This window comes from Bremerella cremea (assembly GCF_039541315.1).
Classification (GTDB): domain Bacteria; phylum Planctomycetota; class Planctomycetia; order Pirellulales; family Pirellulaceae; genus Bremerella; species Bremerella cremea.
This window is the reverse complement of sequence record NZ_BAABFZ010000003.1, coordinates 1,950,917-1,963,154: the sequence shown is the minus strand read 5'-3', so window position 1 is coordinate 1,963,154 and position 12,238 is coordinate 1,950,917. Positions and strand designations below refer to the sequence as shown.

9 protein-coding genes are annotated in these 12,238 nt (G+C 57.7%); all 9 read right to left on the bottom strand.

Annotated elements, in window-relative coordinates; all coding sequences use genetic code 11:
* Window positions 1–123: 123 nt before the first annotated feature.
* The 9 genes from ABD890_RS10160 to ABD890_RS10120 all read right to left on the bottom strand — a co-directional run bounded on the left by ABD890_RS10160 (window position 124) and on the right by ABD890_RS10120 (window position 12,165).
* Window positions 124–1,257 (bottom strand): TlpA family protein disulfide reductase, encoded by a 1,134-nt coding sequence (locus tag ABD890_RS10160; protein ID WP_345088433.1) that lies wholly within the window; start codon window positions 1,255–1,257, stop codon window positions 124–126.
* Window positions 1,258–1,372: 115 nt separating this feature from the next.
* Window positions 1,373–2,572 carry a TlpA family protein disulfide reductase gene (locus ABD890_RS10155; protein ID WP_345088431.1) on the bottom strand — a complete coding sequence of 400 codons (1,200 nt, stop codon included), beginning with the start codon at window positions 2,570–2,572 and terminating at the stop codon, window positions 1,373–1,375.
* Window positions 2,573–2,836: 264 nt separating this feature from the next.
* Window positions 2,837–5,011: an alpha-amylase/4-alpha-glucanotransferase domain-containing protein gene (locus ABD890_RS10150; RefSeq protein ID WP_345088430.1), complete on the bottom strand. Its 2,175-nt coding sequence runs from the start codon at window positions 5,009–5,011 to the stop codon at window positions 2,837–2,839.
* A gap of 163 nt (window positions 5,012–5,174) precedes the next feature.
* On the bottom strand, window positions 5,175–6,191 hold the full coding sequence (gene galT, locus ABD890_RS10145) for a galactose-1-phosphate uridylyltransferase (RefSeq protein WP_345088428.1): 1,017 nt from the start codon (window positions 6,189–6,191) through the stop codon (window positions 5,175–5,177).
* A 29-nt stretch (window positions 6,192–6,220) separates the two neighbouring features.
* Window positions 6,221–7,702 carry a glycogen synthase GlgA gene (gene glgA / locus ABD890_RS10140; RefSeq protein WP_345088426.1) on the bottom strand — a complete coding sequence of 494 codons (1,482 nt, stop codon included), beginning with the start codon at window positions 7,700–7,702 and terminating at the stop codon, window positions 6,221–6,223.
* A gap of 526 nt (window positions 7,703–8,228) precedes the next feature.
* A complete protein-coding gene (locus ABD890_RS10135; protein ID WP_345088424.1) occupies window positions 8,229–8,651 on the bottom strand; it encodes a hypothetical protein in 423 nt (140 codons plus the stop codon).
* Between the two features lie 114 nt (window positions 8,652–8,765).
* Window positions 8,766–9,728, bottom strand: coding sequence for a DUF1559 domain-containing protein (locus ABD890_RS10130; RefSeq protein ID WP_345088422.1), 963 nt, complete (start codon window positions 9,726–9,728; stop codon window positions 8,766–8,768).
* 388 nt (window positions 9,729–10,116) lie between these two features.
* A complete protein-coding gene (locus tag ABD890_RS10125) occupies window positions 10,117–10,782 on the bottom strand; it encodes an NAD-binding protein (RefSeq protein ID WP_345088420.1) in 666 nt (221 codons plus the stop codon).
* A 6-nt stretch (window positions 10,783–10,788) separates the two neighbouring features.
* Window positions 10,789–12,165 (bottom strand): TrkH family potassium uptake protein, encoded by a 1,377-nt coding sequence (locus tag ABD890_RS10120; protein WP_345088418.1) that lies wholly within the window; start codon window positions 12,163–12,165, stop codon window positions 10,789–10,791.
* Window positions 12,166–12,238: the final 73 nt, after the last annotated feature.

Sequence of the window (12,238 nt, the reverse complement as noted above, 5' to 3'; positions counted from 1 at the left end):
TTCTAGACCACGAAAAAAGGCTGCCTATTTTCATATGCAGCCATCGTGGTTATTAAATTGTTGCACGCCGGGTGGTTGTGTCGGTCCCTGATTGCCGCGACCAAACGTCGGCATCGGAAGCACTTAAGGTGTTTCGTCGGCGGGCTTTTCGGCAGGTACTTCCACGTCAGGAAAGACCTCTTTCAGCAGCTTCGTCAGCCGCCGTCCGCGAGCAGAAAGCGCAATCGCCTTGCCATCTTTCCCCAGCAGAAACATCGCAGGGATGCCGCGCACACCGTAGCGCATCGCATTGGGATTGAACCAGCCAGGCATTCCTTCGGGAGGGGCATCCCAGACGAAGGTCCATGGCAGCTCGCGCTCGTTCACGAATTGCGTGACCGGCTCTTGGGTGTCGTCGAGGCTGATGCTGACGATCTCGAGCCCGTGCGGATGATAGATCTCGTACAGGCGTTTCATCTCGGGGAACTCGCGGATGCAAGGACCACACCAGGTCGCCCAGAAGTCGATCAGCACGATCTTGCCTTGCAGGTCTTGGGCGACATCGAGCGGGGTTCCATCGAGCCGCGTCGCTTTGATTTCGATCGGTGTATCAACCAAGGCAAGTTGATTGGCCATGCCTGCGAGAAACTGCGAGTACGTTGCCAGCGGCTTCGTTTGGATGCCGGCAAAGTGCTTGGCAATCTTCGAGGCCAGCTTGCCGGCAACGACCGGGCCATGCACACCATGCACGCTATCGATCAGCAGGAACGCAAGATCGCCGGTGGCGGTCGACGGAGGGTTCTCGAGGACGCAGGCCTCTGCCTGATCGAAGTAGAACTGCTTCTCGCGATTGGGCAGCGTGATGATCTCTTGCAGTTGATATTCCAGTAGCGAGCTACGGGCGGCGAGCGCGACTTGTGGAACCTTGCTGTGGCTTTTCTGGTCCAGGAAGTTCTTCGCGTCGAAACGGGCTCCCTGATTGCCCGCCACGCCGGCCTGATAGAGATAGCGAGCCTTCGTTTTCATCGCCTTAATCTCTTCTTCCGGCGTCGGTTGAAGGTCCCAGACCTGATCGATCAGCTTGGCCGCTTCCAGCAGGTCGTCGCCGGTGCGTGGCTGAGCGGCTTGGCGGGCCTTGATTAAAACGGCTTCGACTGGCGAAGGTTCTTCGGCGGCGGGCTGGTCGGCTGCAGGTTCGGCCGACAAGCCGACGGACGAAAACGCGATGATCCAACCGGTCAGCAAGACTCGGAGCAGGGGAGAGAGGCCGAACATCATGACGATCCTTCGGTTCCATCGAGGCATGAAAAATGGCTGCTTGAAAACTCAAGCAGCCATTCAGCTTATCGGGGAAAGCGTCGTCACTCAACGAATTGGGCGACGGAAGCCAGGCTTATTCGCTGGCAGCTTCTTCTTTCTTTTCTTCTTCGGCTGGAACTTCGACGTCTGGGTAGGCTTCGGCCAGCAGTTCGTCGAGCTGATGACCACGAGCGGTCAGCGACTGCACCTTGCCATCCTTACCGACGAAGATCATCGTGGGGATCGCGTCGACACCGTAGAACACGGCGTTCTTGTCGTCCCAGCCACGTTCGCCTTCGCCACGTTCGGTATAGACGATGGTCCATGGCAGTTCGCGTTCTTCGACGAAGGTCGCGACCTTTTCACGGGTGTCGTCCAGGCTGATGCCGACGATTTCAAAACCGTGTGGGTGATAGATCTCGTACAGACGCTTCATGTTTGGGAACTCGGCGATGCAAGGACCGCACCAGGTTGCCCAGAAGTCGACGACGACGGTCTTGCCCTTGAACTTGGAAGCAAACGCCAGGTCTTCACCATCCAGCGTGGTGCCGGTGATTTCGATTGGGTTGCCTGGCAGCAGCAGACGGTTGCTCAGACCAACCAGACGCTGGTAAGCCTTGGCCAGCTTCGGATCGTCGGCGTCTTTGAAGTGGTCGGCGAGGACAAGCACTTCCGCGGCGGCGGCGGCTGGTTCCATGCCACGCGACAAAGCACGAGCCAACTGAGCGGCCTGCTGAGCGGTTGCTGGCGATGGTTCGCTTTCGAGGATTGGCTTCTTGATGCCGTTGATGATTTCTTCGCGTTCGGCTGGTGGCAGTTCCGAAAGCATGCCCAGCTTCATGTTCATCAGCGCGGTCGTAGCCGATGCGGCGACCTTTTCATCTTCGCTGGTGCTGAACTTTTCGAGCATGGCCATCGCCTTCTTACCCGCTTCTGCATCGCCAGAGTTCTTCAGCGCCATCAGCAAGCTGACGTTCATGTTCATCGCGCGGACTTTTTCATCCGGCGTCAGATCCATGGTCCAGACTTCATCGAACATTTCAGCCGCTTTGGCGAAACGTGCTGGAATCGGGAGCTTATCGGGGCCACCGGTGCGGGCCACAGCAAAGGCTTCGTTCATGACGTCGATAGGCTTCTTGGCTTCTTCCGAATCAGCTTCGGCGGCCGCTTCGGGCTTTGCTTCGACCGTTGCTGCCGGCTTGGCATCTTCTTCGGCAGCGTGAACAAGGCTGGCACTACCCAGCAGACCGATGGCCAGCGTCGTGGACCAACTCAATTTCCAAGCGAACTTCATCGCTAACTCCCTGTTTCTGGTTTCTGGCTAAGAGTACGAACGCGTCCGCCCTCGCGCTATTTAATACACGACATTGTAAAAGTGGTTGGCCTGGATACCAACTACGATATTTACGATTTTGCGTAAGTCATGCCAGAAAGGTGTCCTGTTTCACCTTGGTGGCCAATTCAAGATCGCAAGAAACGAAACATCCCACCACGATGGATGGGATGTTCTGGTCGTTTCGAGCGGGGTGGGTTCCCCCTGACAGGCGGCAAGCAGCGATTAGCCGGCGTTGACGCTTTCGCGGACGTCTTGTGGCATGCGGCTTTCGGCCAGAGCGGTGTCGATTTCCAACTGCATCACCACGCTCCAGCGGCCTTCGGCATCGCCTTGGACCCACCAGTGAGGCATCATGCACACGCTCTGGTGAACCATCTCGAAGCCACCTTCCGATTGGCTGACGGTCGAGATTGGGAAGGTCCACACGCTGGTCGGGCGATCGGCACTCCAGCGGCAATCGACGCCAAGCCATTCGTCCTTCAGACCGAGGTCTTGGACTTCGTGCAGGTCGAGGTTGGTACCGAGGTGACCCAGCTTGTTGCCGTTGGCCTGGTGGAAGTAACGATCGTCGGCACCCGATGGGAGACCGGCCATGTTCATTTCCACGGCGAAGTGCAGGACCTGATCTTGCGGCAGGCCTTCCAGCATGTAGGCGATTTCCAGCGTGCTGCTGCCGGCCGACATGGTGACACCCTTGGTGATCTTCAGCGGGATGCCCCAGGCATTGCCGCTACGCGACATCTGGACCTGGATCCGATCAGGGTTGCGGCGGATCTTCGCTTCAAACGGCGATCCGACAAAGTCGCCACGTTCCATGGCGTTGTTCAGCGCGACTTGTTCCAGCGAAGCGTTGTTGTCGAAGAAGTGATCGACCAACATCTTGCGCTGGTGGTTGTCGTACTGCAGCATCTTGTCGAGGCCTTCCTGCTTGAAGACCACGCGATCGTGGATCGACGCGACTTCGCCATGGCCCGACGAAGGACCAGCGAGCACCTTGCGGTGATACGCTTCAGGACGACGCGACAAGGTGGCCAGCAGGTTGTGGCAGATCGAACGGATGTCGAGCTCGTACAGCATGCCGCCGGTGGCCGGAGCCAGCAGAGCGATCAGCTTGTCGTCTTCCAGGCGAACTTCCTGGCGAGCATCGAGGTTGAAGTCGGCGACTTCCGCTTCGATAAAGTTGCCGCCCTTGTGTTCGGCCTGATCAAGCAGGTTGTCGGCAGCGATCAGATGCTTGTAAACCGCGTTGCGAAGGTGCGGCAGGTAGGTGCCACCGAAGGCACCATGCCAGTAGCTGCAGTTGCACTGACCGCGATACAGCTCGGTCTTGGCCTGGGCCAGCAGTTGCGCGTCGCAGCCGTTGGCTTCGGCAGCGGCCAGACGATTGCTGATGCCCAAGGCACGGCAGTACATTTCGTCCGTTTCGGGATAGCGAACCTTGAAGTTACGCCAGTAACCACCACGGATGTACTTCTTGATATTCGGCCAGTTGTCTTCATGTTCCAGCGAGTGGACCAGGTCTTCGAATTCCATCTGCTGAGCGGCAGGCATCGCCCACTCGGTCATTTCGCGGTAGCTGCCTTCTGGGATGTAGGTCTTGCCGATCGGAGCCAGGGCCTCGGTCGCTTCGGCTAAGGTGGTCGTCAGCAGCCAATCTTTGTTGGCGGTCAGCAGTTCGAAGAACTGAGCCAACCAGCCGCGATCGTAGACGTGCGCCTTGGTGTCGGGCCATGTACCGAACTTCTCGCCGTCGTCACCAAACACCAGGACCGAGTTCGGGAACTGGTTGGCGATGCCACGCATGTATTCGATGGTGTCTTGCGCTGGTGCGAAGGGCAGCAGGTATCGCAGACGTTCGCTGCCAGGGAAGACCGACAACAGCTTGCCGCATTCTTCGGTCACGTAGTAACCGTACAGTTCGTCTTGTGGGATGCCGGCGTTCTTGAAGTGAAAGTCGTCCAGAATCGTGTACTGGATTCCGGCATCGGCAATGTCGGAAGTGAGGGGCTGTTCCCAGACCCGTTCCGGCATCCACATGCCCTGGATCTTGGCACCCAGGCGATCGGTCAGCCACTGGGTGTAGGTCGAGATCTGACCGACGCGATCACGCGGCGGGATCATCGGCAGAATGGCTTCGTAGAAAACACCACCGATGATTTCGATGCGGCCGCTGCGGACATGGGCCGCCAGACGATCGAGGTATTCAGGATGGTGAACGTCCAGCCATTCCATCAGCGGGCCGCTGGTGTGAAGACCGATCTTGATGTCTGGGTAGCAGTCGAAAACGTCCAGGAAGGGAAGATAACTGTCCTGATAAGCCTGCTCGAAAACGCCATCGAAGTTGCCGATTGGTTGATGGTTGTGCAGTACCAGGCACAGACGAATCGTGTTGTTCATAGGTTTCTCGGGGGAGTTTCCTGGGAGTCGGGGAGGTTTTCGGCGGTGTTCGCCTGATCGATACACGACGAATCGGCAGAACCATTGCTCTTTAGCTAGCTTTTCCAAACGACTTTGCCGGACGAGTCACTCTAAGCTGGAGGGGTCGTCCGGTCTATATCGATCAGGCCGGCTGGCGAAGGAGTTGCGCTGCCCGCTCGGGAGAAACAGGATTCACGTACAGACCCGTGCCCCACTCGAACCCGGCCCTAACCGTTACACGTGGCAAAACCTCTACATGCCAGTGATAGTGCTCCGCAGGGAATGTGTCAAACGGCAACGTGTGAATCAGGTAGTTATATGCCGGGAAATTTAAAGCCTTTTCCATTCGCCCTACCAGCGACTTCAACAACAAGGCAAGCTGTTCTAACAGCGTAGAATTTGCGTCTCCGAAATCGGCCTGAGGTTGCCGCGGCAGAATGCACATCTCCAGCGGCAATCGCGAGGCATAAGGACAGAACGCCACGAGGTTGTCGTCGGCGTAAACGATGCGCGATCCGTCGGCCAGTTCGCGCTCGATCAGGTCGCTCCAGAACGAGCGGCCGGTGCGTTGGAAGTATTCGTGGCTGGCGGTCAGTTCGTGCTGGACAATCGGTGGCACGACCTTGGTCGCCATCAACTGGCTGTGGGCATGTTCCAGCGAAGCCCCGGCCGCCGGACCGTTGTTTTTGAACAACTGCACGTAGCGACAACGGCCTTCTTCGCGCAGCGCGTTCAGCCGCATCTGATACGCCTGAAAGGTCAGCACCGCGTTGCGATCGGGCAAGCGCGAGAACGAAGTCACGTGTTCCGGCGATTCGACGATCACTTCCTGCACACCGCTGGCCGAACGTGTCTGGAAGAAGTCGTCGGTCGAGGCGGCTTCGTCTGGAAAGTTGGGCGAGAGCGAGGGGAAGATGTTCGGCAGCACGCGCACTTCCCACGGCAGGTGATCGCTGGTGCGCGACAGGTTGCCTGGCAGAACGAGTCGTTCGTGCGGGGTGGCGTCTTCATGGCCGCCACAGAAAGGGCAACGCATGGCGGAAGGTGCCGGTATCGAGGCCTTCCATTGCTGGGGACGATCTTCACGTCCCTCGGCGACGACGACTTCAAAGCCGAGCAAAGGGTCTCGGCGAAGTTGATTGTCAGAGCTACGACTCACGGCGACATCCTTGTCGGCGGAGCCCGGCGTTACAGGGAACGTCGGGCTTCGATCGTCTTTTGATAGAGTTCAATGTACTGCTGGGCACTACGATCCCACGACCAGTCCTGGGCCATGCCGGTTTCGACAATCTGCTTCCAGGTATCAGGCTGTTCCCGATAGGTGGTGATGGCTTGTTCCAGGATGTCCTGCAACGCTTCGGCAGTGTACTCGCGGAAACTGAAACCATTGGCGGTGCCTGTTTCGAGTGTGGCCGGAGTCATGTTGGTGATCGTGTCGGCCAGACCGCCCGTTTCTCGAACGACCGGCACCGTGCCGTAACGCAGACTGTAGAGCTGATTCAGCCCGCATGGCTCGTACAAGCTCGGCATCAGGAACATGTCGGCGCCTGCTTCCACGCGGCGAGCCTTCGCTTCGCAGAACTCGACACGCACGCCGATCTTGTTCGGGTACAGGGCGTTCAGTTCTTTGAGCATCGCTTCGTGATGCGGTTCGCCGGTTCCCAGGATCACCCACTGGCAATCGCAGGTCTTGGCACGTTCGCGAATCACTTTGGCGACCAGGTCAAAGCCTTTCTGGTCGGCCATGCGGCCCACCATGCCAATCACCGGCACGTTGGGGTTGGTCGGCAGATGGAAAGCTTCCTGAAGGGCCTTCTTGCACTGTGGCTTGTTCGTTTCCCAGTTGCTCAAGTCGTACTTGGCAATCAAGGCGTCGTCGACCGCAGGATCCCAACGGGTATAGTCGACACCGTTGACGATCCCTTCGAGCACCTTGCGACGTTCACGCAGGGCGCCTTCCAGTCCGCAACCCATCGGCTGCGATTGGATCTCTTCGGCATAACGGGGACTGACGGTCGTGATCGCGTCGGCGAAGACGATGCCGGTCTTCAGGAAGTTCAGATGGCCGTAGAACTCCATCTGATGCATGTTGAAGTACTTCCAGTCGAGCCCGGTCAGCAGCATGTCCCAGTGCCAGAAATTACCCTGGTAGGCCATGTTGTGAATCGTCAGGACACTGGAGATGTCTTCGTAACCACGCGTGGCGCGGTATTCAATGTTCAAGTACGCCGGGATCAAACCTGTCTGCCAGTCGTTGCAGTGGATCAGGTCGATCTTCAGGTCGAGCAAACGAATCGCTTCCAGCACGCTGCGGCAGAAGAAGACGAAACGTTCGCAGTTGTCTTGGTAGTCGGTTCCCGCTTCGCGATAAAGCTCGGGGCGATCGAAGTACTCGTCGTTTTTGACAAAGTAGATCGGGACATCTGAATTCGGCAGATGCGATCGCAATAGCTGGCCCGAGGCAACCTGACCGCCAACGGGTACGTCGAAGTAGATCGGCAACTCTTCGATAGGCAGTCCCGACTTATAGATATGTCGGAACGCGGGAAGAATGACCGTAACCTGGTCGACCAACCCTTGCAGGGCGATTGGTAGCGCGCCGCCTACATCTGCCAAACCCCCAGTCTTGGCAAACGGGAAAACCTCGCTGCTGGCAAAGAGAACGTTCAAGAGGGATTGCTCCGTGGGTGGCTATCTTCCGGTAATCAGCAAGGTTGCGTCAAATAATAACACATGAAAAGTGCTACCGGGATAGCCTTGTGAAAAAAGGAGGTTTTCGTCGAATGTGGCGATTAGGCCCTTTCGGAGGTTGGGGCGTTCGCACCGTTATAAACACGCATTGTGGGAAATTGGATCCCCCCAACGGGCCTTAAGTGTCAAATGAAAATAATTCTTAAGGGTGCCTAAATTGAGGCATTCCGGCCAGAAGGGTGGGCTAGTGGTAAGGGATCGCCCACAGGCAGGACTTGAGGTAGGAGAACGCGACTTCCGCTTTTCGCGAATCGTGCGTAATTTTATCCGTCAATTTTTTGCCGGGCAAATCAAACTGCCTGATCCGCACCGCGAATCGGCGGTTCTGGACGCCACATTGCGCTGGGTATGGCAGCAAGGAAAGGGGATGTCGCAGCCAATAAAAAAAGGGCCGCCCCGCTTTTGACAACCGGGCGACCCTTCTGCTTGGAGGACGGTTAGTACGTCACTTGCCGCTGGTCAGCTCGAACTTCAAGTCGTCTTGAGGTCCATCGATGGTGACCGTCAACGGAGTTGTCTGGAGAGCACCATACTGGGCGGGAACGACACTTTCGAGCTTGTCGCGTGTCGGACTGTCAGGCGTGTCGTACAGCTTCTCTTGGCCGACGACCTTGTTGCCGATGATGACCACCTTCTTTTCGCCAGGCATAGTGAAGCCCATGAACTGGCCATCTTTGATCACCGCGCCTCCGGTTGGTGCGGCTTTGTCGGTTGCCACGAACGAAAGCGACCCGCGGGGAATCGGTTGGCCGTCGATCGTGACGGTTCCTTTCACTTCGACTTCGCCTGACTTGCCGCCACTGCTGCAGCCAACAGACAGCGACAGGGCGATCAGGGTGACCAGGAACGAGTAAGGGGGAGTACGCATGAGGTTTTCCTGCGAGAGATATTCAGATCGGAATCGAAGCCAATCGCTTCTGGCCGCAGCAAGCGTGGTGGCGATGCGGCGGCCTTCACGTGGCGTTCAAGCCAAGGGAACCACTTACGGGGTTTCGATCACTTCGCCACCAAATGCGGAGAGCATCCCTTCCCACGTCGACTGATTGACAGTCTCGCCCACGAAGCGGACCGAGCCATCGCAGTTGGCCACCAGGACGCCGCCTGGGTGATTGCTACGAGCTGCGTTGTAAGCTTCGTGCGGCTGGCTGACGGTCGAGCATGGCATCCGGCGATAGTCGTTGCTGGTGGGGTCCATGGTCGAAGCCTTGCACTGACGGCACAGGTCTGGCGTCGACGAGTTCGGCGTCAGCAGGGACATGAAGCCAGGGCTGCCTTCGTTGTTGAGGAAGTCGCCCCGGTTATCGTCCAGACGGTCTGGCGAAGCGATCAGCAGTTCCGAGAACAACGCCGTGTTCGAGGTACCATCGGTGACTTCGCTCATTCGCGAGACGTGACGAATCCGGAACGGAGCCCCCAACCAGGCCACCGCGTCGGACGACGTATGGTGCAAGTGAGCGTTGCCGAAGTTACCGACGTAGTTACCCATCACACGCCAATAGGTGTCGCTCTGATCTTGGGTCGCACCGACCTTGTCGGAAGGGCAATAGTACATGTCGACCGGCACCCGCAGCGTGGCCATGTTCGGGCCGTCGTGGAAGTGCTGATTCAAGTCGTATTGATCGTACAACGCACCTTGTTCGATGAAGGGCCACAACTGGACAGCCCACGTGATGCGATGGTACGACTTGCCGTTCTGAACTTTGGTTGGGTTGTTGGTACCATTCATGCCACCCAGCGGAAACCAGCCGCCATAGGTATCGATATGCATGTGCGTGGCCAAGGCCCACTGCTTCAAATGGTTGGTGCATTGAATGCGTCGCGCAGCTTCGCGTGCTTGCTGGACCGCTGGCAGTAGAAGGGCGATCAAGACACCGATGATGGCGATCACGACGAGTAATTCAACCAGCGTAAAACCGGCTTTCGTTCGTTTGTTTCGGAGAGACATAGACGATTCCTGGATAAGAGTTCGAGTTGGCGTATCCACCTTAAAAGACATGAATACGAGGGGCAGCCAATTCGCTAGAAGTGGACCGCCAACTCTACTGGAACCACAAAAAAATGGCAAGTTATTCAGGAATTTGTCGCGTTTTAGCAATGACCGCGTGACGTATTTGCAATCGACATGCGTTGATGCCTGCGACTCGAGACAGTTAAGAGGCAGCTAACTGGACGACGCAACCAATGCCATGGTTTAGAGTTGTCGCGCTGCGTGGGCGAAGTCCACAGGGTGCAATTTCGCTCGGAAAACGCCCGAGATAAGCGAGGGGGCGTTTCCCGATGTTTGAGCACGAAATGACCACCGCAGCGAGCCGTTCGCGCTGGTCGCGCCGTAGCTAGACCTGGTTGCGAAGTTGCTCGAGCGAAGACTGTTTGCCAACCACCAACAGCAGTTGGTCGACTCCCAGCGAGTAGCCACCATCGGGGAACATCTCGAGCTTACCGGTCATCGGATCTTTCACGCCGACAACCCACACGCCGTACTGTTGTCGCAGGTTGAGCTGCATCAGCGACTTGCCCATCATGCTATCGGGTACGGCGACTTCCATGAAGCTGTATTCCGGATCGATCGGCAGGAAGTCGATGATGTTGGGCCAGGTCATGCGGTCGGCCAAGGTGGCGGCGATTTCCGCTTCGGGGAAGATGACTCGTTCGACGCCAAGGCTTTTCAGCAGCTTGCCGTGATCGTGACTCACGCCTTTGACAATAATGCGTTTGGCACCCAGTTCCTTGGCATGCAGCGTGGCGAGCAGCGAAGGACTGATGTCTTCCCCCATGCTGATGAACACGCCGTTGGCGTCTTTCAGCGACAGGTGCTGCAGCGTGTCGTAATCGGTCGCGTCGGCGATGATCGCTTCGTACAGTTCGTCCTTGATTTCTTCGACCCGTTCGCGCGAGCTATCGACGCCGGTCACGCGGCAGCCGTTCTTATGCAGCTGCTTGGCCAAGGCTGCGCCAAAGGAACCGAGTCCCAAGATGTAGAAATGTTTCACCGGAGGCATATCGGCCTATCCTATGAGAGGTTCTTCTTTGGGGTATTCGACCGGCACCGCTCGTTCCGATCGCGACAACGCGGCGAACACCGAAATCGGACCGATTCGGCCGAGGAACATCAGTGCGATGATAATCAGTTTACCCATGATCGAAAGCGTACCGGTCAGGCCTGTCGATAGGCCCACGGTACCCAAGGCGGAAACCACCTCGAACGCGGCATCGAGGAATACGCCTTGGCTTTTCGGATGCGGGATCGTCGATTGTTCGACCACCAGCAGCATAGTCAGTGCCGCAATCGCCACCACCGAGAAGAGCAGGGCGGTCGCCGTTGCGGCCTGGATCACTTCGTTGGGGATCGTACGGCGGGCGAAGTTAATGCGGGTCGAACCTTGAAATGTCTTCCACGCGTGCAACGCCATCACCACCACGGTCGATACCTTGAAGCCACCACCGGTCGAGCAAGGCCCGGCCCCGATCAGCATCAGGATCATCGAGATGAACAGCGTCGCGTTGGTCAGCGAGGCGAGGTCGATCGTGTTGAAACCGGCCGTGCGGCAGGTCACCGAATGGAAACCGGCGACCATCATCTTCTTCCACAGCGGCATCTGATCGAGCACGCCATCCCATTCCAGAAACAGCGTTCCGCCGAAACCCATCAGCAGGAAGAACGCCGTCCCGGTCAGCATGAATTTCGAGTGGATGTGCAGGTTCTGCCACCCTCGGGTAATTCCCAGCGGAAAGTTCTTATGCAGGTCGACCATCACCGGAAAGCCAATCCCGCCGACAATGATCAAGGCCGAGATCGTCAGGTTCACCACGATGTCGCCTTGAAACTGCATCAGGCTGTCGTCGTGCAGGGCGAAGCCGGCGTTGCAGAACGCCGAGATCGAATGGAACAGCGCGTGCCACGCCGCGGTCAGCGGGTCGTACAGAAACAAGTTGCGGACCAGCAAGATTAAAAACCCGGTCCCTTCAGTGATGGCGGTCACCATCAACACGTGCCGCAAAATCCACTTCAGGTCGGCGTCGTCGCTGGCCCCGAGGGTTTCCGTCAAAATCGCTCTCGCACGAAGGCTCGGTTTGCTGCCGAGGTTGAACATGGTGAAGGTCGTGATCGTCATGATCCCGATCCCGCCGACCTGAATCAGGCAGAGGATCACCAGTTGGCCCCAGAAGCTGAAGCCATGCGGCGTCGAGCGAACCGCCAGACCGGTCACGCAGCTGGCACTGGTCGCCGTGAAGCAGGCATCCAGCAGCGAGACATTCGTCGAGCCAGAACCGCGACAGATGGGCAGCGTCAGCAGCAACGTGCCGAGCATGATCAGAACCAGGTACCAGGTCACCAGGTTCCGCGCCGGGTATTTGACGATCGAGCCAGTCAGTTGAGGCATAGCGATAGTGCCGAAAGAGAACCCATCATGCCGACGCGACCCAAGCCGTTGCGCTGGCGAGCCGCGTCACATT